Raw genomic sequence first — 21,552 nt, 5'->3', positions numbered from 1 at the left:
GCAGACGATTTAGCAGAAGCTAGCCAAATTGCGGAGCGGTAGTTCAGTTGGTTAGAATACCGGCCTGTCACGCCGGGGGTCGCGGGTTCGAGTCCCGTCCGCTCCGCCAATGATTAAGAAGCCCAGTTGAAAGACTGGGCTTTTTTTCATGTCTGACATCCGCCAAACCCTACTGTTACCCCTTCTCATTTCCTCCTTTGTATCACCAGCGTCTCATCTGATGATCGCCGTTGACCATCGTTGCCGCTATAATGGCCGCCTCAAGCAAGGTGGTGGTATGAAAGCAGAATATCTACAGCGATTCGGGGGCATTGCCCGTCTTTATGGTCAGTGCGCACTCGGCTCCTTCAGCCAGGCCAGGGTCTGTGTGGTGGGGATCGGCGGGGTTGGCTCCTGGGCGGCGGAGGCACTAGCCCGGGCCGGCATCAATCAGATCACCCTGATCGACATGGACGATATCTGCATCACCAACACCAATCGCCAGATCCACGCCATGCAGGGCACGGTCGGTCGGCTCAAGACCGAAGTCATGGCCGAGCGCATCCGTGCCATCAACCCGGATTGCACCGTGATCGAGGTGGATGACTTTGTTACGGCCGACAACCTGGCCGAGCATATCAAGCGGGAGTTTGACTATGTGGTGGATGCCATCGATTCGGTCAAGGCCAAGGTGGCGCTGATAGCGTTCTGCAAGCGCAACAAGATCCCGGTGATCGTGGCCGGTGGCGCCGGCGGCCAGATGGACCCCACCCAAATCACCGTGGCCGATCTGGCCAAGACCATTCAGGATCCGCTGGCGGCCAAGGTGCGCTCGGATCTGCGTCGGCTGCACAACTTCAGCAAGAATCCGGCCCGCAAATTCGGGGTGGAGTGTGTGTTCTCAACCGAGCAGTTGAGTTACCCCGATGGCCAGGGCGGCACTTGTCAGGCCAAGGTGGCCAGCGATGGCAATATGAAGATGGATTGCGCCTCCGGCTTCGGGGCAGTGACACCGGTGACAGCGACCTTTGGTCTGGTCGCCGCTGCCCGGGTATTGAAGAAGATTGCCGAGCGGGGTGCGAGGGTGGAGCGTGCCGCCCTCATGGACAGTCGCGAGGATATATCGCAGCCGCCGGTGGCCGGGGATCAGGCGGAGGCCTGAGCCCGAATCGCCAGCACGATCGCCCTGAGCCCGTTACCCCGTGACGGGCTCAGGTGTTTCTCCAGCCCCAGCTCGGTGAAATAGGCTTCCATATCAAAGGCCTGAATGGCTTCGGCGGGCTGGTGATTGAGCGCCGCCAGTACTATGACGATGAGGCCGCGCACGATGCGGGCGTCGGAGTCACAGGCAAAGTGCCAGCAACCGTCCTCACTTTTCTCCGCCTTCAGCCAGGCCTGGCTCTCGCATCCCTTGAGGCGAAACTCCTCCTGCTGCCACTCGGCCGGCAGCGCGGGCAGCAACTTGCCGAGCTGGATGATGAGCCGGTACTGGTTCTCCCAGCCGTTGGCGGCGGAAAACTGTTGGCGCAGGCTATCGGCGTTCGGCTCCCGGCCTATGGGGGTATAGCTTTCGAGGGTATTCATGTCCGTCATGCCTTAAAAGAAATCTTCCAGTCTGTGCAGGGCCGCCAGCAGGGCATCCACGTCGTCCCGGTTGTTGTAGCAGGCCAATGAGGCTCGCATCGTGCCGCTCAGTCCCAGGCTCTCCATCAGCGGCATGGCGCAGTGATGGCCGACTCGCAGCGCTATGCCCTGCATGTCGAGCAGGGTGGCGGCATCTTGCGGGTGTATGTCGTCCAACAGGAAGGAGACGGCACCAGCGCGCTGCCTGGGTTCGCCGACCAGGCGCAGGCCGGGCACTTGGCGCAAACCTGCCACCAGATAGTCGGTGAGCGCCTGTTCGTGGCGCACCAGGGCGGCCCTGTCTTGCTGGGTGATGAAGTCGATGGCGGCGGCCAGGCCGATGGCCCCGACGATATGGGGGGTGCCCGCCTCGAACTTGAACGGCAGGGCATTGAAACTGGTACCCGCGAAGCTGACCTTATCGATCATCTCGCCGCCCGCCTGCCAGGGAGGCATCCGCTCCAGCAGTTCGGTCCTGCCCCAGAGCACGCCGATCCCGGTCGGGCCATAGAGTTTGTGACCGGAGAAGGCATAGAAGTCACAGCCGATGGCCTGCACATCCACCTCGAGATGGGCCACCGCCTGGGCGCCATCGATCAGGGTCAGGGCACCGACCGCCTTGGCGGCCGCCACTATCTGCGCCACCGGATTGACGGTGCCAAGGGCATTGGAGACATGGGCGACGCTTACCAGCCGGGTGCGCGGCCCCAGCAGTTTATGGTAAGCGTCGAGATCGAGGTCCCCGCGCTCATCCAGCGGAATGACCCGAATGATGGCGCCGGTGCGCTGGGCGATCAACTGCCAGGGCACTATGTTGGCGTGATGCTCCAGGGTGCTGAGGACTATCTCGTCCCCCCCCTTCAGCTCGCTTGAGCCCCAGCTCTGGGCCACCAGATTGATCGCCTCAGTGGTGCCGCGGGTCCAGATGATCTCGCGGCCATGAGGCGCATTGATGAAGCGGGCCGTGGTCTCGCGGGCGGCTTCGAAGGCGCGGGTGGCGCGACCGCTCAGGGCATGGGCGGCGCGGTGCACGTTGGCGTTATCGGCCCGGTAGTAATGGGCGATGACGTCCAGCACTGCCTGGGGTTTTTGGGTGGTGGCGGCGTTATCCAGATAGACCAGGGGATGGCCATTGACCTCCTGCGCCAAGGCCGGAAACTGGCTGCGCAATCGGGCGTGCTGTTGCTGGTTCATGCTCCCCTCATCATCATCTGGAAAAGTCGGCCATGATCCTGAAAATGGCGCCCAAACACAAGGCGAAGTGGCGGGCCCCGGCGTCCGGCTTCGGCTGTCCAGGCGATCTCTGTTACAATGCCGCCCCTCATCATAAGCCAAGAGATCCGGCCCATGAAGCTCAACCCCAATCAGAATGAAGCGGTCAAGTTTGTCTCCGGCCCTTGCCTGGTGCTGGCGGGTGCCGGATCGGGCAAGACCCGCGTCATCACCAACAAGATCGCCTACCTGGTGCAGCAGTGTGGCTATAACGCGCGCAACATAGCGGCGGTCACCTTCACCAACAAGGCGGCGCGGGAGATGAAGGAGCGGGTCGGCCAGACCCTGGGCCGCAAGGAGGCGCGGGGGCTGATGGTCTCCACCTTCCATACCCTGGGGCTAGATATCATTCGCCGCGAACACAAGAGCCTGAATCTCAAGGCGAACTTCTCCCTGTTCGACGACACCGACCAGCTGGCACTGCTCAAAGAGCTGACCGAAGCCGAGCTCGACAACGACAAGGACAAGCTGTCGGCCCTGATCAGCCAGATCTCCAACTGGAAGAACGACCTTATCTTGCCGGCGCGAGCCATGCGCATCGCCAAGGGGCCGGAAGAGGTGCTGATGGCCCAGCTCTACGAGCGTTATCATCGCCAGATGGTGGCCTACAACGCGCTGGATTTCGACGATCTCATCGTGATGCCGACCCTGCTGCTGAAAAGCAACGAGGAGGTGCGCACCCGCTGGCAGAGCAAGATCCGCTACCTGCTGGTCGACGAGTATCAGGACACCAACACCAGCCAGTACGAGCTGGTGAAGCAGATCGTCGGCGAGCGGGCCCGCTTCACCGTGGTGGGGGACGATGACCAGTCCATCTACTCCTGGCGCGGTGCCAGGCCCCAGAACCTGGTGCTGCTCAACGAGGACTTCCCCAGCCTCAAGCTCATCAAGCTGGAGCAGAACTACCGCTCCAAGGGGCGCATCCTGAAATGCGCCAACATCCTGATCGCCAACAACCCCCATGTGTTCGACAAGGCGCTGTTCTCCGAGCTCGACTACGGGGTGCCGGTCAAGGTGCTGTTTGCCAAGAACGAGGAGCACGAGGCGGAGCGGATCGCCGCCGAGCTGATGGGCCACAAGTTCATGAACCGCACCCGGTTCAAGGATTACGCCATCCTCTACCGGGGCAACCATCAGTCGCGCATCTTCGAGAAGGCGCTGATGACCAACCGCATCCCCTATCGCATCTCGGGCGGCACCTCCTTCTTCTCCCGCACCGAGATCAAGGACATCATGGCCTACCTCAAGCTGCTGGTGAATCCGGACGAGGACACCGCCTTCCTGCGGGTGGTCAACCTGCCGCGGCGGGAGATCGGTCCCACCACCCTCGAAAAGCTGGGCCAGTACGCGAACCAGCGCGGCAAGAGCCTGTTTGCCGCCAGCTTCGAGCTGGGGCTGGAGCAATCCCTCTCCGGCCGTGGTCTGGTGGCCCTGCAGGCCTTCACCAACTGGCTGGTGCGGCTCGGCGATCAGGCGCAGCGCGGCAATCCGGTGGAGGCGGTGCGGGACATGATCAAGGAGATCCACTACGAGGAGTGGCTCTACGAGACCTCACCGAGCCCCAAGGCGGCCGAGATGCGGATGCAGAACGTCTCCACCCTCTATCGCTGGATCACCGAGATGCTGGAGGGGGACGAACTGGAGGAGGCCATGACGCTCAACCAGGTGGTCACGCGCCTCACCCTGCGTGACATGATGGAGCGCAACGAGGGGGAGGATGATGCGGATCAGGTGCAGCTGATGACGCTGCACGCCTCCAAGGGGCTGGAGTTCCCCTATGTATACATGGTGGGCATGGAGGAGGGCTTGTTGCCACACCAGACCAGCATCGATGAAGACAACGTGGAGGAGGAGCGGCGCCTCGCTTATGTGGGCATCACCCGGGCCCAGACCGAGCTGACCTTCACCCTCTGCAAGGAGCGACGCCAATACGGCGAGTCGGTGCGGCCCGAGCCGAGCCGCTTCCTGCTGGAGCTGCCTCAGGACGATCTGGAGTGGGAGAATCAGAAGAAGGTGACCGCCGAGGAGCGTCAGCAGAAGGGGCAGGTCGGGGTAGCTAACCTGCGGGCCTTATTCAAGAAGGATTGAGTTCAAGCAGGATTGAGCCGGCGTTAACCCGCACTGGCTTGGCTCAGCAGCGGGGTGATATCGGCCCCGGGCAGGGGCGGGGAGATGTAGCGGCCCTGCCCCATGGTGCAGCCGAGATCGATCAGCTTCTGCAGCTGTTGCTGGTTTTCGATGCCCTCGACCACCAGGGTGAAGTCCAGATCCTGGCAGATGTCCCGCATGGCGCGGATCAGCGCCAGATCCTTGGGGGAGTTCAGCATGCGGTGGGTGAAGCTGTCATCCACCTTGATGTAGTCCACCGGGAAGTGAAACAGGGCGTTGAGGGAGGAGAAGCCGGTACCGAAGTCATCCAGGCTGATCTGGATCCCCTTGGCCCTCAGCTCGTGCAATGAGGTGAGGGAGTCGGAGTTTTGCCTGGACAGCTCCCGCTCGTTGAACTCGAAGATGAAGTAACTCGGCAATACCCCCTCCTCCTCCATGATGTTGACCAGCCGCATGAGCTGTTCGCGGCTGGCCAGATGCTTGCCGGAGAGGTTGAGGGCGATCTTGAAGCGGCTCTGGCCCGAGACCGGCAGCCAGTTCTTCAGCTGCTGGCAAGTCCGCCTGAGGATCTGCTGATCCAGCTCCTGAATGAGGCCACACTGCTCGGCCAGCGGGATGAAATCGAAGGCGTCCTTGAGTTCCCCCTCCTCCGTTATCCAGCGCGCCATCACCTCCAGCCCGGTCAGACAGCTGTCCTCGAGCCGGATCACCGGCTGGAAGTAGGGCACTATCCGCCCCTCCCGCAGGGCCCGGGTCAGCATCTCCTCCGGCGAGCCGGCGTGCTCGGCACAGGCCTCGGAATAACTGACGATGCGGCTGCGGCCGTTGCGCTTGGCCTGATACATGGCGAGATCGGCCTGGTGCAGCAGCTCGCTGATGTCCGTGGTCTGCTCCGTCACGCTGGCCACCCCCAGGCTGACGGTGATGGTCAACTCATTGCCCTGCAGCCGGAACGGGTGGGCGATGCGGCCGAGGAGGCGGTTGAGCACCGGGCTGATGTCTTCCTCCTGCTGGCTGTTGTCCAGATAGATGACGAATTCGTCTCCCCCCAGCCGGGCCACCATGTCGTTCTGCCGGATGCAGCTCTGCAGCCGCTTGCTCAGCTCCTGCAGCAGCTGATCCCCCGCGCTGTGGCCCAGGGCGTCATTGACCTGCTTGAAGTGATCCACATCGATGAAGATCAGGGTGAAGGCGGGGGTCAGATAGCGGCGATAGCGGGTGATGGCGTGATGGAGGTGGTTCATCAGCAGGGCCCGGTTCGGCAGCTGGGTCAGCGGATCGTGCAGCGCGTTGAACTGCAGCCGCCGCTCCAGCTCCTGATGTTGCTTGAGCTGCTTCTGTAGCCGCAGGTTGGTCTGGCGCAGCTGCTGCAAGCGCTGATTGATGGACTCCTCCGAGTTGAGCTCATCCAGCTGTTGCCTGACCCGCTTCAGCTCCAGCAACAGGGTCAGCTGATTGCGCAGGAAGTCGAGGAACAGCCGATCGTCGGTTTCCAGCGCCTGGGGGGTGCTGATGAGGAGGTGGGCAAAATATTGCTGCTGCTGGCGCAGCGGCAGGCTGTACCAGTACAGGTCACCCTCGTGCCGCTCGACGTTGTTGGTGCTGTGGCACAGCGCCCTGATGACCTCGTCATCATAGGGGAGCTGCGACGGGTAGAGCTTCTCCATCCGCAGGTTGTCGAGGCGGACCAGCAACATGTCGCGGATGGCCAGCATGGGGCGCAGCACGGCCTCCAGCTGGGAGAACAGGGCGTGAGGGGGGAGGCTGTGAGCCAACCGCATGATGCGGCTGATATTTTCTATCTTCTGCTGCCAGTGCGGATCGCGCCGCATCAGGGGGGAGGCCAGCTCAGACAGCTGGGCGCCGGTCTGGGTCTCATGCAGCCGCTTGGCCAGGCACTCCAGCAGCAGCCGCAGGGTGGACAGGTGCTCGGGGGCGCTGCGGGCCAGCAACCACTGTACATCGGTGTGCTCGACTGGCTGGACGCACCAGCCCAGGCGTTCATCGAGCTGGGTGAGCTGCTCGGTGAGGCGGGGCTCCTCCAGCCCCAGCTGCTGCTTGAAATCCTCCGCCAGCTGGTGTTCGTACACCCAGTGCAGGCCCCCATCGGCCAGCCCCAGCATGGCAAACTGCTGCAAGGGGCAGAGCCTGTCCAGTTGCTGCACCAGTCTGGTGTAGTCCGCAGGGGTGGCTATGCCTGGCGCAGGGAAGTCCATGATGGAGGAGACGATCGCCAGCAGCGGCATGGAGTCGTGCGGTGTGGTGGGCTGGACAGACATGCAAAACTCCCGAAAATGCTTACCTTCAAGGGTAGCCGGAAGTAAACAGATTGAAAGGGCCGCAATAGAAGCCCTTTCAAGTACTTAGAGCTTGTCGATCATGTAGTGAATGGCGTTTTCGATCTCTTCATCACTACAGGCGGCGCAGGTGCCTCTGGGGGGCATCATGCCAGCCTTGCCGGTGAAGCCCTCGATGGCATGCTTCTTCAGCGTATCGAAGCCCTGGGCGATACGGGGCTCCCAGGCCGCCTTGTCCCCGCGTTTCGGGGCCCCGGCCGCGCCTGTATCATGGCAGGCAAAACAGGCACCCTTGAACACTGTCTCGCCGTCACGGGGGCCGGAGGATGCGGCGGCAGGGACGGCGGCCGCGGTCGCGATCCCTTCCAGATCCTTGGCGGTGTAGACTTGGCCGACCGGGGCAATTCGCTCTGCGATGGCCTCCGGTGACATCTCATCGGCGGCACTCTCTGCCGCAAGGGCGGCGCCGGACAGACTGGCAGCCGCGATCCCGGCAGTCAGCAAATAGCTCAGTTTTTTCAACACGCTCATGTACTCCCAGCAGGCTCTTATTATCCCTAGAAAACGACGGGATTATAACCGAATAGTTACAAGCATTTAAACGCTTGTGTGTGAAGTGTTAAGCAATCTGCGAACAAAGTTTCTGCGCCGGAAGGCGTAGCAGGCCAGACAACCGCAAAAAGAAACCCGGCTTTCGCCGGGTTTTTTCAGTCAGCAGTGAAAAAGACTCACTTATCCCAGTTGAGGATCACCTTGCCGGACTTGCCTGATCCCATGGCGTCGAAGCCCTGCTGGAAGTCATCGATATGGAAGTGATGGGTGATGATGGGGCTGAGATCCAGCCCTGACTGGATGAGGCTGGCCATCTTGTACCAGGTCTCGAACATCTCGCGGCCGTAGATCCCTTTGATGAACAGCCCCTTGAAGATCACCTTGTTCCAGTCGATGGCCATGGTGGAGGGCGGGATGCCGAGCATGGCGATCTTGCCGCCGTGGTTCATCTTGTCGATCATGTCCTGGAAGGCGGAGGGCACACCGGACATCTCCAGCCCGACGTCGAAGCCCTCGGTCATACCGAGCTCGCTCATCACGTCGGCGAGTTTCTCTTTGCTCACGTTGACCGCGCGGGTGGCGCCCATCTTGCGGGCCAGCTCCAGCCGGTATTCGTTGACGTCGGTGATCACCACATGACGCGCGCCGACGTGGCGGCAGACGGCGGCGGCCATGATGCCGATGGGGCCGGCACCGGTGATGAGCACGTCCTCGCCGACCAGATCGAAGGAGAGGGCGGTGTGCACGGCGTTGCCGAAGGGATCGAAGATGGCGGCCAGCTCATCGGGGATGTTGTCCGGCAGCTTGAAGGCGTTGAAGGCCGGGATCACCAGGTATTCGGCGAAGCTGCCAGGGCGGTTGACGCCGACCCCTATGGTATTGCGGCACAGGTGGGTGCGGCCGGCCCGGCAGTTGCGGCAGTGGCCACAGGTGATGTGGCCCTCGCCGGAGACCCGATCGCCCACGGCGAAGCCGCGCACTTCCTGGCCGACGGCGACCACCTCACCGACGTATTCATGACCCACCACCATGGGCACGGGGATGGTCTTCTGGGCCCACTCGTCCCAGTTGTAGATGTGCATGTCGGTGCCGCAGATGGCGGTCTTGCGGATCTTGATCAGCAGATCGTTGTGGCCGAGCTCGGGGGCCGGGACGTCCGTCATCCAGATGCCGACTTCGGATTTGAGTTTGGAGAGTGCTTTCATGACAGATTCCTCACGGCGCTGCGCCGGGTACAGAGGGTAATAAAATGGGGCCCAACCTTGGCCCCCGTTTTAATCAAATAGCCATGTGATCAGATCACGCCGAGTTCGCGGCCGATGCGGATGAAGGCGTCGATCGCCTTGTCCAGCTGCTCGCGGGTATGGGCGGCAGACATCTGGGTGCGAATGCGGGCCTGGCCTTTGGGCACCACCGGGAAGGAGAAGCCCACCACATAGATGCCGGCCGCCAGCATGCGGCTCGCCATCTCGGAGGCCAGCTTGGCATCCCCCAGCATGACCGGGATGATGGCGTGATCGGCGCCGGCCAGGGTGAAGCCGGCGGCGCTCATCCGGGTGCGGAAATACTGGCTGTTCTCCTTCAGACGGGCGCGCAGCTCGTGGCCTTCCGCCAGCATGTCGATCACCTTGATGGTGGCCGAGACGATGGAGGGGGCCAGGGAGTTGGAGAACAGATAAGGGCGTGAGCGCTGACGCAGCCAGTCGATCACCTCTTTCTTGCCGGAGGTGTAACCGCCGGAGGCGCCGCCGAGGGCCTTGCCCAGGGTGCCGGTGATGATGTCGACCCTATCCAGCACGTCGCAGTATTCGTGGGTGCCACGGCCGTTGTCGCCGATGAAACCGACCGCATGGGAGTCATCCACCATCACCAGCGCATCGTACTTGTCCGCCAGATCGCAGATGGATTTCAGGTCGGCGATGACCCCATCCATGGAGAAGACCCCGTCGGTGGCGATCAGCTTGAAGCGGGCGCCGTCGGCATTGGCCTGCTTGAGCTGGGCTTCCAGCTCGGCCATGTCGTTGTTGGCGTAGCGATAGCGCTTGGCCTTGCACAACCGCACCCCGTCGATGATGGAGGCGTGGTTGAGGGCATCGGAGATGATGGCGTCTTCGGCGCCGAACAGGGTCTCGAACAGACCGCCGTTGGCATCGAAGCAGGAGGAATAGAGGATGCTGTCCTCGGTGCCGAGGAAGGTCGACAGCTTCTGCTCCAGCACCTTGTGTTGATCCTGAGTGCCGCAGATGAAGCGCACCGAGGCCATGCCGAAGCCGTGGCTGTCCAGCCCCTGATGGGCCGCGGCGACGAGATCGGGATGGTTGGCCAGCCCCAGGTAGTTGTTGGCGCAGAAGTTCAGTACCTGCTCGCCACCCACCGCGATCTGGGCCTGCTGGGCCGAGGTGATGATGCGTTCCTGCTTGTACAAGCCTTCCGCTTTGACCTGTTCCAACTGCTCGGTCAGGTGACGATAGAATCCGTTAGACATCCTCGGTCCTCATTGGCTATTTCGGCGGTGTAACTACAGTGGGCAACATTTTACTGTAATCGCCGCGCATGAATTCAAATTATTGTGCTGATATTCAACAATTGTGAAACAGATCTCACCCGGCTGGTTGGGCCAGTTGATGGTAGTGTTGCTCCAGTTGCCGGATCTGCGCGGCCACTTGGGGCTGCACATAGGGGCGCAGCAGGAACAGCACCCGCAACACGCCCTGATAAAGCAAGGGCTTGGTGATGCGGGCGCTGGGGGCCTGGGCAATCTGGAACGGGATCCAGCAGGTCACCACCATCTTGATGGTCTGGCCCAGATCCGGCAGATCCTCGTCGCTGACGGCGATGATGCCCCCCTCGCGCAGGCTCCTGAGCAGGGCGACCACGGCGGCCCTCAGTTGCTCCTGGGCCTTGAGGTACTTCTGCTGCAGCGGCTCGTCGCGACTGAGGATGTCCGGTAGGTTCGCGTAGAAGAAACGGAACTGCCACATCAGATAGAAGATGGCATCCAGATAGCCCATCAGGTCTGCCAGCTTGATCTCGTTGCTGCGGGCGGGAGTAAAACTCTCGCTCAGGTGACGGGCGTATTGATCGAAGATGGAGTGGATGATGTCTTCTTTATTGCGGAAGTGGTAATAAAGATTGCCTGGGCTGATGCCGAGATGGGCGGCAATGTGGTTGGTGGTGATGTTGCGTTCACCCTGATCGTTGAACAGCTCGGTGGCGCTGTGAATGATCCTGTCTCTGGTTTTCATCACTGATCCCTCTGCCGGGCCCTGTGCATCAAGGTCGAATCCCCTTGCGGCCCGTGATAAACTTTTCGGCAATTTCAAATTGGCCCACTATACACAGCTTTAACAAGCAGTCACACGTGGCCATCAACGTACGCGAGGCAAACTCCATGATCGTAGTAACTGGCGGTGCTGGCTTTATCGGCAGCAATCTGGTCAAGCAGCTGAACGCTCAAGGACGGACCGATGTGGTGGTCATCGATGACCTGACCGATGGCACCAAGTTCGTCAACCTGGTCGACCTGACCATTGCCGATTACATGGATAAGGACGAGTTCCAGGCGCGTATCGTCTCCGGTGACGAGTTTGAGGAGTGGGATGGCGGCATCGAGGTGATCTTCCACGAAGGCGCCTGTTCCGCGACCACAGAGTGGAACGGCAAGTTCATCATGGAGGTCAACTACGAGTACTCCAAGGATCTGTTCCACTACTGCATCGAGCGGGAAATTCCGTTCATCTACGCCTCCTCCGCCGCCACCTACGGTGGTCGCAACGACAACTTCATCGAAGATCCCAAGTTCGAGCAGCCGCTCAACGTCTACGGCTACTCCAAGCAGCTGTTCGATCAGTACGTGCGTCGCTGGCTGCCGGAGATCAATTCCCAGGTCGTGGGTCTGAAGTACTTCAACGTCTACGGTCCGCGCGAGCAGCACAAGGGCTCCATGGCCTCCGTCGCCTTCCACCTCAATACCCAGGTGAAGCAGGGCGGCAATCCCAAGCTGTTTGAAGGCTGCGACGGCTTCCCGGACGGCGGCCAGATGCGCGACTTCATCTATGTGGATGACGTCTGCAAGGTGAACCTCTGGTTCTGGCAGCATCCGCAGCACTCCGGCATCTTCAACTGCGGCACCGGCCGTGCCGAGCCGTTCCAGAACGTGGCCGAGGCGGTGATCAAGCATCATCAGCAGGGCGCCATCGAATACATCCCCTTCCCGGACCACCTCAAAGGTCGCTATCAGAGCTTCACCCAGGCAGATCTGACCCGCTTGCGTGCGGCCGGCTATGATGGCGAGTTCAAGACAGTGGCCGAAGGCGTGGCCGATTACATGGCCTGGCTGAACCGGGTTTGATCCCCCTCTGACGGGTGGCTCTGGCCACCCGTCGATCGGATACGCTTGCATGAATATATTGATGGCACTCTCCCAGCTCGAGGTGACGGGAGCTGAGGTCTATGCCACCACGGTCGGTAACGAGCTTACCCGGCGTGGCCACAACGTCTTTTACGTTTCAGATACCCTGACCAAACCCACCCTTGGTCCGGTGTTCAAGTTGCGGTTCAACAAGCGCAGCATATTGCGCCGGTTCTGGCATGTGTTTTACCTCATCTACCTCATCAAGAGGTACCATATCCAGTTGGTGCACGCTCACTCCCGGGCCTCAGGCTGGAGCAGCTATGTGGCCTGCAAGCTGACCGGCACCCCCATGATCACCACTGTGCATGGCCGTCAGCCGGTGCACGCCTCCCGCAAGGCCTTCCATGCGCTCGGCTACCGGGCGGTGGCGGTGTGCGAAGACATCGCCCACCAGATCATCGACAACCTGGGGGTCGATCCGGCCAAGGTGCAGGTGCTGCGCAACGGCATCGAGACCGACAAGTTCCAGCCGATGCCTTCCCCGGACAATGCCAAGCCGGTGATCGCCATCATAGGGCGGCTGAGCGGTCCCAAGGGCGAGCTCTGCTATCGCCTGCTGGACGAGGTGCTGGATCTGGCCGCCTGCCGGGTTCGAGTCGTTAGCGGTACTCGGTTGCCGGAGCGTTTTGCCCGTTTCGAGGACAGGGTCGAATTTGTCGGCTATGTGGATGACGTCCCCACTCTGCTGGCGGGCTGCGATCTGGTGATCGGGGCCGGTCGGGTGGCGATGGAGGCCCTGTTGTGTGGTCGTCCCGCCTTTGCCATCGGGGAAGCCAGGGCCATCGGCCTGGTGAGCGAACAGAATCTGGATGAGGCCCTGGCCAGCAACTTTGGCGACATAGGGCCGCAGGATCTGGCGATCGACTTTGCCGTATTGAAGGCACAGATAGTCACTGCATTGGCCAGCAAGACGGTGTCCGACCCCCTGCGCCTGCGTATTCAGCATGAATATGGCTTGCAGGGCGTGGTGAGCGGGCTCGAGTCCGTCTATCAGGACGCCGTGGTGGAGACGCTGCGCCGCGAGATGCCGGTCATCATGTATCACCGCTTCATCGAGCAGGAGAGCGAGAAGGGGGTGCATGGCACCTGGTTGCCCATCGCCATGTTCGAGAAACACCTCAAGCTGATGAAGTGGCTCGGTTACGAGACGCTGACCTTCGCCGATCTGGAGGAGAAGGGCTTCATCCATCGGCTGCAGTACGGCAAAAAGTACCTGATGATCACCGTCGACGATGGTTATCGGGATAACCTCACCCGCATGCTGCCGCTGCTTGAAAAATATGGTTACAAAGCCGTGGTGTACATAGTGACCGGTGAGGATCACAATCGCTGGGATGTGGAGCACCCGACCCACCCCGATACGCCGGTGGCACTGATGGACGGCGATGAGATCCGTGCGCTCGCCGCGTCGGGCCATGTGGAGATCGGGGGTCATACCCTGACCCACCCGCGCCTCAGCACGCTCACACCAACACTGCAGGCTCACGAGATCCAGGCTAACAAGGATCGGCTGGAACAGCTGCTCGGTCATCCGCTCTTGTCGTTTGCCTACCCTTACGGGGATCTGAATGACAGTGCCAAGATCCAAGCCAGTGCGGCCGGTTACCGTTATGCTGTGGCCACCAACAGCGGCCCCAGAGCCATGCATCGGGATCCGCTGCAGATCCGTCGGATCGCCATCTTCCCCCGTACCGACGTGTTTGGCCTGTGGCGCAAGATCCGTGGCAACTATGTCTTCAGGAAATAAAATGTCTTCTGCGATTTCAATGATTCCTACGAAGCGAACAGAATTGCTTCCTTGGCTAGTTCAACTATCAGCATTTTTATTTGGAGCGCTAGCCGTTGCTATACCTAGCGGTTATTCATATGGACCGACTTTATTAGCTGTGATTAGCCTGTTTGTATTCTGGCGCAGAGATTATTTAGAGTGCCTTACCAAAGAATACAAGGTAATTGCTGGATTGCTTTTTTTATATTTTTTAGTTTTTCTTATTTCAACCATGTTGGATGGCAGTAAATTAAGCCAGCTGGATAGGCCAAGTCGGGCCTTGATGGCCATGCTGACACTGCCTTTGTTAGCTCGGCATAAGGTGAAACTTGATGTACTACTGTTTGGCTTTGGTGTTGGTGCACTCGTTTCTGCCTGTATTGCAATTTATGATAAATTCTATTTAGGTTATGAGCGAGCGTTCGCTTTTTATTCTATGCCTATTCAAACTGGGAATATCAGTATGTCCCTTGGGATATTCTGTTTATGTGGTTTTTTATGGTATAGAGCAAAGGGAGAGAGTAAATGGTCGTATCTTTACCTATTAAGCACCCTGGCTGGTCTTACTGGAAGTTTTTTATCTGGCACTCGTGGTGGCTGGATCTTGCTGCCGTTGGTTGTGCTGTCCGTCCTATTCTTCTATCGGAGTGCTATCTCCAAGAGAGATAGAAAATGGCTCCTGCTTATTCTGGTTGCTGTCTCGGCCATCGTTTTTACGCCGCAATCCGGGGTAATGAATAGAATTTATGAGGCGAAATCGGATGTTGTAAGATATATCGATGGTTCAGTGCGTAATACTTCCTTGGGGGTGAGATTCCAATTGTGGCAAAGTGCTTGGGACTCCTTTATTGAGAAACCGGTGCTTGGTTGGGGACACGATGGCTTGCGATTATCACAAAAGCAGCAGTTGGAAGAGGGAAAAATAACCGAGTTTATTTATAGCTTTAACTATCACGCCCATAATCAATATTTGGAAGATATGGCGAAGCGTGGTTTGATCGGTTTGTTCAGCCTCTTGGGGATATTATTTGTTCCCATGATTATTGTGAGATCAAGGATGGCAGGAGTATCCATCACATCGTCAGTCTTTGGTGGGCTAACTATTGTCATGGTGACCTGCTTGACCACGATAGATTACAACCTCAGTCAGGCCTATTTCGCACATAACTCGGGCATTACCTTCTTTATATTTTCGCTGGTGTTAGCCCTGTCCGCTTCTCTAGAAGGTAAGACTCAATCATGAAGATATATGTCGTCAATATGGCACGCTCGACGGATAGAAGAGAGAGGATCGGTACGTTATTATCTGGCATGTGGCTGGAGTTTGAGTTTTTTTCCGCGATAGATGGCCGAGTGACTGAAATCACCGGCTATGACAATGATCGCAGGTTAAAAGAGAAAGGTCATGGGTTAACCTCCGGTGAGATGGGATGTTTCGCCAGTCATCGTGCACTTTGGGAGAAATGTGTATCCTTGCAGGAAAATATATTGATTCTGGAGGATGACATTGATCTTTCAGATGATTTTTTGACATTTTTTAAAATGGCTGATTCTTTGACTACCCAATATGAATACATAAGGCTGGGGCGAGGGCCATTAAAGAGGATGCCCATATTGGGCGCCTATTATAGCATCGATGATGGAGATAAAAAGAACCCTTATTCATTGGTGAAATATCTGCGTGGGCCAAGCTGCTGCCATGGTTATACCCTTTCTCCTGTGGCGGCAGAAAAGTTTTTACGTCATTCAGAGACATGGTGGTGGCCGGTGGATGATTACATGGATAGTGAATACCGCCATCATGTGTGCGATTATGGTATTGAACCGCCTCTTGTATTACAAACAGATTTGCCATCGGAAATAGGTTATGCAGAAAGAGAGCATAAAGGAAGGCGTCGGCTCGATGTGCGATTGCGAAAAGAGGCGTATAGATTTATTAATGATAGGAAAAACAATATATTTAATATCTTGTTTTTCCTTAAATGGAAATTAAGATAGGTTTTTTCATTATATTTCAACAAGGTGAGCAGCGTAGTGTTCACCTTATATTTTTCACAACTGCATGAATTTATTAATGGTCTCTTCGCTTGAGAATGCCTGGTAGTAACTTTTATCTATATTAGTGGGGCTTTCATTTTGAGTAGTTAACGATGCCGCAATTGTTTGTATGTCATTTAATGGACACAAAAATTTCTTTAATTCTTCGGTGAGGATTTCTGCCGGCCCAGAGGGGCAGTCGACACTGATCACTGGGGTATGGCATATTAATGCCTCAATAAGTACAGTGGGTAAACCTTCGGCATCAGAAGTTAGGATTAATGCTTGAGCTGCTTTGATGTATGGGTATGGATTTTTTTGGAAATCAATAATAATAACTTTATTTCCAAGTCCCATATCATCAATCATCATTTCAATTTTTTGTCGTAACGCCCCTTTTCCCATCAATATCAATGGTGTGTCGATACCACTCAGTTTGTACGCCTGAAGTAAACGATCATGGCGTTTACGTTCTTCAAATGAACCGATATGAATAAAATACTTCTCGAAAGGTTTTATTATTGACTCATCAGCCATGCTTTGTATCTTGGCAATATCAAATGGATTATAAATAACTTGGCATGACAGTGGTTTGGCCTGGACATTGTTCATGATGTCATCGGCAATGCCATGAGAAACGCATATCAGTTTTTTACCATTATAAAAGCGTTTGAACTTGGCATAGCTTTTTGCGTTATCGCTTGCGAAACCAGTTATATTGCCGTGAATCCAGTAATATACATTTAGATTATCAGGGAGATGTCTTGTTATTTTATCACATGAGCAAGATATAATGACATCTGGAGCCTCTTTCAGAATTTTTTGGTAGATAAGTGATGCCTGTATTTTTTCTACAAAGACATTGGATATAGCTTTCGTGAAGCGATTAACGATAGCTAGATTGAGTGGCTTTATATTGTCTGGAATACTATGTTCTATCCTGTTGCGCAAGGTATAAACAATAACATTAGCTTTATTTTTTTGAAGTAGAGATGCCGTATTTAGCAGAACTTTTTCTGCTCCCCCACCATAAAAGTCATCAACAATAAATAATATTTTTTTCATGTACATTCATACCCAAAAATCTGAGGGGAACTTAGCCAGCCTAATATTTACTGCGGAAATATCCGCCTCTTTGTTATTGAAACCGCATTCTATGGCTTGGAATCGAGGATGATCATGTGGGTTTGCAATATTCAGGTGCCCCTGTGGTGCGACTATGGTCAGCAGCGGCATGTCCAGCGCCTGCGCAATGTGACGGGGCCCCGTATCGTTACCGACAAACAGCTGGCAGTGGGCGAACAGCCCCACCAGCTCCCGTACCGAGCGGGTCTTGATCTGGTCAAACACACTAGCCTGCACCTCAGGGGGCAACAGCGGCTTGAGGCCTCGGTTGTACTCTTCTTCTCCTGGTCCGCAATAGACCAGGATCTGGGCGTCATGCTCCTCGATCAGCCAGCGCGCCACTTCGGCGAAGCAGTCGATGGGCCAGCGTTTGTAATGCCCCAGCGAGTTGACCCCCATGGCGATCAGCGGCCGCGATAGATCGACCCCGGCCGCCAGCAGGGTCTCGCGCCCCTGCCGTTTCTCCTCTTCGCTCAACCAGAGATAGTAGTTGCGATCCTCCCGTGCGAGGCCGAGGGGCTTGAGCAGGGAAAATCTGTCGTCCACCAGGGTGCTGTTACCCCGATGTTCGGTGTCATGCCGAAAGCGCACTATGCGGTTGTGGCCGAGCCGCCAGGGGAAGGAGTCGAATCCGATCCGCAGCCTGGCGCCCGATATCAGGCAGGTCAGCAGGCCTATCATCTGGCCCTGGCTGTTGATCACCACGTCGTAGCGTTCGCGCCGGATCCCCAGCAGCAGTGCCTTCATGTAGCGCCACTCGTTGCGTTTGGCCTTCTCGATGACGATCAGCCTGTCTATGTTGGGGTTGCCCTCTGCCATGCCCGCACAATAGTCCATGACCAGATAGTGAACCTCCCCATTGGGATCGTTCTGCTTGAGGTTGTTGCACAGCGCCGTGGAGATCAGCACGTCTCCTATCTGTTTGGTCTGGACTACGAGGTATTTCATGCAAGGCCTCAGGCGAGGTCGGGGTTGAACGTCAGCGCAACAGCATATCTTACTAGGCGGTCAGATGCTGCCGCTGCTGGGTGAAAATCCGATCTGGCGCAACCTGATTGCGCATATTTCCGACACGTTAGGTTCCCATTCAGCGTGAGTCGCGTCCAGATGAGGCAAACAGAGAGGAGTGTGAATGGCATCAACGCACGATAAGGCCCAGCTGTATGCCTGCCACGCCGAAGTCGGCATCGCTGAAGGTGGTATTGGCAAAGCCGAGATCCCCCAGCACCGGCAGGAAGGTGATCAGCTGGCCATCGCCGGTTTCGATGATTCGGATGTGGCGAAGGCCTGTTATCCTGCCCTGACGTCGGTACAGATCCCCTATTGCAAGATGGGCGGCATGGCCGCGGAGATGATCCTGCGTAAACTGGCTGGCGAGGTACTGCAAGACGGTACCCAGACCATCGAGTTTGAATTGCACAAGCGCCAGAGCACCTGATGCCGGCGCCACAACCCCGAGAGGAAAGCATGTTCAAGGCTCTGTTACTGGAAAACCAAGATGGCAAGACGGTCCCGACCCTCACCCAGCTGACCGAGAGCCAGCTGCCGGAAGGCGAGGTGCGGGTGGCGGTGAGTTACAGCTCCATCAACTACAAGGATGGGCTGGCCATCACCGGCAAGGGCAAGATAGTGCGCCAGTGGCCGCTGGTGCCCGGCATCGACTTCGCCGGCACGGTGCTCGAGTCGGCGGATGGCCGCTATCGGCCCGGTGACAAGGTGGTGCTGACCGGTTGGGGCGTGGGTGAGGGCCACTGGGGCGGCATGGCCGAACAGGCGCGGGTCAAGGCCGACTGGCTGGTACCGCTGCCGGCCGGACTGGATGAGCGCCAGGCCATGTGCATCGGCACCGCCGGTCTCACCGCCATGCTCTGCGTGCTGGCGCTGGAAGAGGCGGGCATCACCCCCGAGAGCGGCGAGATCCTGGTGACCGGGGCCGCCGGTGGGGTGGGCTCCACCGCTGTCGCCTTGCTGGCAGCCCTGGGTTATAGCGTCGCGGCCCTGACCGGCCGGGTGCAGGAGCAGGGCGAGATGCTGAGCGCGCTCGGTGCCAGCCGCATAGTGCCGCGCAGCGAGCTGCTGGAGCCCGCCAAGCCGCTGGAGAAGCAGCTGTGGGCCGGTGCCATCGACACCGTCGGCAGCCAGGTGCTGGCCAAGTTGCTGGCCCAGATGAACTATGGCGGCGCCGTGGCGGCCTGCGGGCTGGCGGGGGGCTTCGATCTGCCGACCAGCGTGATGCCCTTCATCCTGCGCAACGTGCGCCTGCAGGGAGTGGATTCGGTGCTGTGCCCGCTGGCCCGCCGCCAGCAGGCCTGGGCACGACTGGCTCGAGATCTGCCCGCCAGCTTCTTCGCCCAGGCGGTGACCGAGATAGGACTGGAGCAGGTCGCTGCCGCCGCCGAGGCCATCACCCTTGGCCAGATCGCGGGCCGCACCCTGGTCAAACTTTGACCTCGAGCTGACTGGCGAGCACCATTTTTCTGGATAGACTTTGAAGGCCGGTGCACTATCCAAGGAGAATGAGCATGGGTGAACAGAAGCCGGATTACGAGCTCGAGGATGATTGGGAGCCGGAATCCTGGGAGGATGAGCTGGAGGAGCTGGATGACGAGAGCTGGCAGGATTATGAGCCTCTCGACGACCAGTAAATCGCGGTGCAGAGTAGGGGCGGGCCCAGGGGCCCGCCCTATTTTTTTGTGCGCCCTTTGAGAACGCAGGGCGCGGGATGGACTTGGTGGGGACGGGCGGGCTGGATAGAATGAACTGCTCAAATGGCGCTCAGGAATGCTAAGGTGGTCCTGCGTCATGGTAGTGGCCGGTTCGGGTTGCTCGAGACGTTAGTGAACTGTTCAATCGATGCTCAAGGATGAATATGCGATTACTCGTCATCATGATGTGCGCCGGCCTGCTCGGGGGATGCGTCTCCAATTCGGATGATCCCTGCGAGAAGGTGTGGAGCGATGTGGGGGAGGCCGATGGCAAGCTGGGCTTTGCCGCCGACAGGGTTGAGTTCCATCAGGCCCAGTGCGGGACCAAGGTGGATGTTGCCGTGTGGCAGCAGGGCCGGCAGAAGGGACTGGCCTGGTATTGCCGCCCCGAGCACCTCTATCTGGCCGGTCGAGCCGGGGAGGAGTACCGTGGCGTCTGCCCCAACGATGAGCAGGCCCGTCGCCTGTTCGAGCAGGGTCGCCAGGGCTGGACCGATCAATGATGTTTGAGATTCATGTAATGGGGGAGATTATCGCAATCTCTACCAGTGACGTGATCTCACTGGTTGCCGGAGTTATCGCTGTTGTGGCGGTAGTGTATGCACGGAAATCGGCTAAGGAGGCTGAACGAGCCAATAATATGGGTCGCCTCAATGCTTTGCTGTCTTTTAGAGCACACTATCTCGAACTGATGCGGCATCAAGAGACTATGGCTAAACAGCTTGAACATAGCCCCAGCGGAAGACAGGCTGTCGAAGCTATGTATGCAGACTTGGACTCGAAATTGCGTCAAGTGACCTCCGAGCTCGACCTATACCACTCTAAGGTGGTGCAGAACAAAATGTAGCGAAGAGTTCGCCTGCAATCTGGTTAGCCAGTTAATTTATTGGCTTCACTCTTCTTTCTTCAATCGCAGCGGCTGGCACAGATACTGTTTGTCGTTGGCGCTGCGGGCGCACTTGCCGCACACGAACTTGGGTTTGCGTACTATCTTGCGCAGCGCCTTGAGGTCAAATGGGATCTCGTGACGGCGCCATTCACACAGCGTCTTGTGGCCCATGGAGAGTCATATCCTCGACAACGAATGGGGGTGAGCAGGACTCATGGCCGGCACCCCGGTCACGGCCTCATTGGTACAGATACTTGGTGAAGATGAGCTCGCGTACCGCCTTCTTGCCGGTCTCTTTCACCAGCAGCTCATTGACCCGGTTCTCACACTCCTTGCGCAGCTCTTCCCGGCTTACCAGCGACTTGATCTGATCGCCGGTCTTGCTGCCAATCAGGCGGATGATGGCGTCGCGGATCAGGGGATCGTGCTGCTCCAGCAGCTTGAGGTCTGCCCCGTTCTCGGCCATCAGCTCCACCGTCACCCGCACGTAGCCCAGGGTTTTGCCTTCCCCCAGATAGTTGGTGATGATGTCAGGATCCAGCGCATGGTAGGCAAAGCCCGGCTTGACGGCGGAGGAGGCTGGATCGGCGGCGCTCTCCTCGGAGGAGGCTTGTGCATTCAATGCGGTACAGCCCAGCAATAACACCAGCAGAATTCTGGAGATCTTCATCAAGATGGCTCAGCAGCGACAGATGCCCCATTTTTGATGCTGCCATCGGGGCCGTCAAGCACGGATGTTCTTACAATTCTCGATTGATTTACGGATAATAAACCGGATTTTA

The 21,552-nt window shown here is 58.0% G+C and carries 22 protein-coding genes and 1 tRNA gene; 12 read left to right on the top strand and 11 right to left on the bottom strand.

The window, feature by feature from the left end; all coding sequences use genetic code 11:
* Positions 1-32: 32 nt before the first annotated feature.
* Both KW825_RS20015 and tcdA read left to right on the top strand, forming a co-directional pair.
* Positions 33-109 (top strand) — tRNA-Asp (locus tag KW825_RS20015).
* Positions 110-277: 168 nt separating this feature from the next.
* On the top strand, positions 278-1,141 hold the full coding sequence (gene tcdA, locus KW825_RS20010) for a tRNA cyclic N6-threonylcarbamoyladenosine(37) synthase TcdA (RefSeq protein WP_218330215.1): 864 nt from the start codon (positions 278-280) through the stop codon (positions 1,139-1,141).
* On the opposite strand, the gene KW825_RS20005 is transcribed toward tcdA, so the two are convergent.
* Both KW825_RS20005 and KW825_RS20000 read right to left on the bottom strand, forming a co-directional pair.
* Positions 1,126-1,563: a SufE family protein gene (locus KW825_RS20005; protein WP_218330214.1), complete on the bottom strand. Its 438-nt coding sequence runs from the start codon at positions 1,561-1,563 to the stop codon at positions 1,126-1,128. The genes tcdA and KW825_RS20005 overlap by 16 nt on opposite strands.
* A gap of 12 nt (positions 1,564-1,575) precedes the next feature.
* Positions 1,576-2,796 carry an aminotransferase class V-fold PLP-dependent enzyme gene (locus KW825_RS20000; protein WP_218330213.1) on the bottom strand — a complete coding sequence of 407 codons (1,221 nt, stop codon included), beginning with the start codon at positions 2,794-2,796 and terminating at the stop codon, positions 1,576-1,578.
* A 153-nt stretch (positions 2,797-2,949) separates the two neighbouring features.
* Between KW825_RS20000 and rep the strand changes: the two genes are divergently transcribed.
* On the top strand, positions 2,950-4,962 hold the full coding sequence (gene rep, locus KW825_RS19995) for a DNA helicase Rep (RefSeq protein ID WP_218292751.1): 2,013 nt from the start codon (positions 2,950-2,952) through the stop codon (positions 4,960-4,962).
* A 23-nt stretch (positions 4,963-4,985) separates the two neighbouring features.
* On the opposite strand, the gene KW825_RS19990 is transcribed toward rep, so the two are convergent.
* From KW825_RS19990 to KW825_RS19970, 5 genes are all read right to left on the bottom strand, one after another.
* Positions 4,986-7,262 (bottom strand): bifunctional diguanylate cyclase/phosphodiesterase, encoded by a 2,277-nt coding sequence (locus tag KW825_RS19990; protein ID WP_218330212.1) that lies wholly within the window; start codon positions 7,260-7,262, stop codon positions 4,986-4,988.
* 84 nt (positions 7,263-7,346) lie between these two features.
* Positions 7,347-7,811, bottom strand: coding sequence for a cytochrome c5 family protein (locus KW825_RS19985; protein ID WP_218330211.1), 465 nt, complete (start codon positions 7,809-7,811; stop codon positions 7,347-7,349).
* A gap of 197 nt (positions 7,812-8,008) precedes the next feature.
* Positions 8,009-9,037 (bottom strand): L-threonine 3-dehydrogenase, encoded by a 1,029-nt coding sequence (gene tdh / locus KW825_RS19980; RefSeq protein ID WP_042655024.1) that lies wholly within the window; start codon positions 9,035-9,037, stop codon positions 8,009-8,011.
* Positions 9,038-9,126: 89 nt separating this feature from the next.
* Complete coding sequence (locus KW825_RS19975; RefSeq protein ID WP_218330210.1) at positions 9,127-10,317, bottom strand: glycine C-acetyltransferase; 1,191 nt, start codon at positions 10,315-10,317, stop codon at positions 9,127-9,129.
* A gap of 115 nt (positions 10,318-10,432) precedes the next feature.
* A complete protein-coding gene (locus tag KW825_RS19970; RefSeq protein WP_042655026.1) occupies positions 10,433-11,077 on the bottom strand; it encodes a TetR/AcrR family transcriptional regulator in 645 nt (214 codons plus the stop codon).
* A gap of 146 nt (positions 11,078-11,223) precedes the next feature.
* Here KW825_RS19970 and rfaD point away from each other — a divergent pair, with 146 nt between their 5' ends.
* The 4 genes from rfaD to KW825_RS19950 are packed head-to-tail and all read left to right on the top strand — an operon-like array spanning position 11,224 to position 16,012.
* Positions 11,224-12,183 (top strand): ADP-glyceromanno-heptose 6-epimerase, encoded by a 960-nt coding sequence (rfaD, locus tag KW825_RS19965; protein WP_218330209.1) that lies wholly within the window; start codon positions 11,224-11,226, stop codon positions 12,181-12,183.
* A gap of 49 nt (positions 12,184-12,232) precedes the next feature.
* A complete protein-coding gene (locus tag KW825_RS19960; RefSeq protein WP_218330208.1) occupies positions 12,233-13,993 on the top strand; it encodes a polysaccharide deacetylase family protein in 1,761 nt (586 codons plus the stop codon).
* Position 13,994: 1 nt separating this feature from the next.
* Positions 13,995-15,257 carry an O-antigen ligase gene (locus KW825_RS19955; RefSeq protein ID WP_218330207.1) on the top strand — a complete coding sequence of 421 codons (1,263 nt, stop codon included), beginning with the start codon at positions 13,995-13,997 and terminating at the stop codon, positions 15,255-15,257.
* Entirely contained in the window at positions 15,254-16,012 is a 759-nt protein-coding gene (locus KW825_RS19950; protein WP_218330206.1) for a glycosyltransferase family 25 protein, read from the top strand. Before KW825_RS19955 ends, KW825_RS19950 begins: the two co-directional genes overlap by 4 nt.
* A gap of 54 nt (positions 16,013-16,066) precedes the next feature.
* Here KW825_RS19950 and KW825_RS19945 read toward each other — a convergent pair whose 3' ends face one another.
* Both KW825_RS19945 and KW825_RS19940 read right to left on the bottom strand, forming a co-directional pair.
* Entirely contained in the window at positions 16,067-17,116 is a 1,050-nt protein-coding gene (locus KW825_RS19945) for a glycosyltransferase (RefSeq protein ID WP_256354018.1), read from the bottom strand.
* A 6-nt stretch (positions 17,117-17,122) separates the two neighbouring features.
* Complete coding sequence (locus KW825_RS19940) at positions 17,123-18,124, bottom strand: glycosyltransferase family 9 protein (RefSeq protein WP_218330204.1); 1,002 nt, start codon at positions 18,122-18,124, stop codon at positions 17,123-17,125.
* 328 nt (positions 18,125-18,452) lie between these two features.
* Between KW825_RS19940 and KW825_RS20610 the strand changes: the two genes are divergently transcribed.
* The 5 genes from KW825_RS20610 (at position 18,453) to KW825_RS19920 (ending at position 20,728) form a co-directional block, all read left to right on the top strand.
* Entirely contained in the window at positions 18,453-18,614 is a 162-nt protein-coding gene (locus KW825_RS20610; RefSeq protein WP_232018883.1) for a substrate-binding domain-containing protein, read from the top strand.
* A gap of 29 nt (positions 18,615-18,643) precedes the next feature.
* Positions 18,644-19,624 (top strand): MDR family oxidoreductase, encoded by a 981-nt coding sequence (locus tag KW825_RS19930; protein ID WP_218330202.1) that lies wholly within the window; start codon positions 18,644-18,646, stop codon positions 19,622-19,624.
* A gap of 74 nt (positions 19,625-19,698) precedes the next feature.
* The gene (locus KW825_RS20605) at positions 19,699-19,821 is read left to right on the top strand and encodes a hypothetical protein (RefSeq protein ID WP_126623425.1); all 123 of its coding nucleotides are present in this window, start codon (positions 19,699-19,701) and stop codon (positions 19,819-19,821) included.
* A 224-nt stretch (positions 19,822-20,045) separates the two neighbouring features.
* Complete coding sequence (locus tag KW825_RS19925) at positions 20,046-20,384, top strand: DUF2799 domain-containing protein (protein ID WP_042655032.1); 339 nt, start codon at positions 20,046-20,048, stop codon at positions 20,382-20,384.
* Entirely contained in the window at positions 20,381-20,728 is a 348-nt protein-coding gene (locus KW825_RS19920; RefSeq protein WP_218330201.1) for a hypothetical protein, read from the top strand. Before KW825_RS19925 ends, KW825_RS19920 begins: the two co-directional genes overlap by 4 nt.
* Positions 20,729-20,773: 45 nt before the next feature.
* Here KW825_RS19920 and KW825_RS19915 read toward each other — a convergent pair whose 3' ends face one another.
* Positions 20,774-20,941 carry a hypothetical protein gene (locus tag KW825_RS19915; RefSeq protein WP_218330200.1) on the bottom strand — a complete coding sequence of 56 codons (168 nt, stop codon included), beginning with the start codon at positions 20,939-20,941 and terminating at the stop codon, positions 20,774-20,776.
* Between the two features lie 67 nt (positions 20,942-21,008).
* On the bottom strand, positions 21,009-21,440 hold the full coding sequence (locus KW825_RS19910; protein WP_218292760.1) for a flagellar basal body-associated protein FliL: 432 nt from the start codon (positions 21,438-21,440) through the stop codon (positions 21,009-21,011).
* Between the last annotated feature and the right edge of the window lie 112 nt (positions 21,441-21,552).

This window comes from Aeromonas sp. sif2433 (assembly GCF_019218705.1).
In the GTDB taxonomy this organism is placed as follows: domain Bacteria; phylum Pseudomonadota; class Gammaproteobacteria; order Enterobacterales; family Aeromonadaceae; genus Aeromonas; species Aeromonas encheleia.
This window is presented reverse-complemented; position numbering and strand designations above follow the sequence as displayed.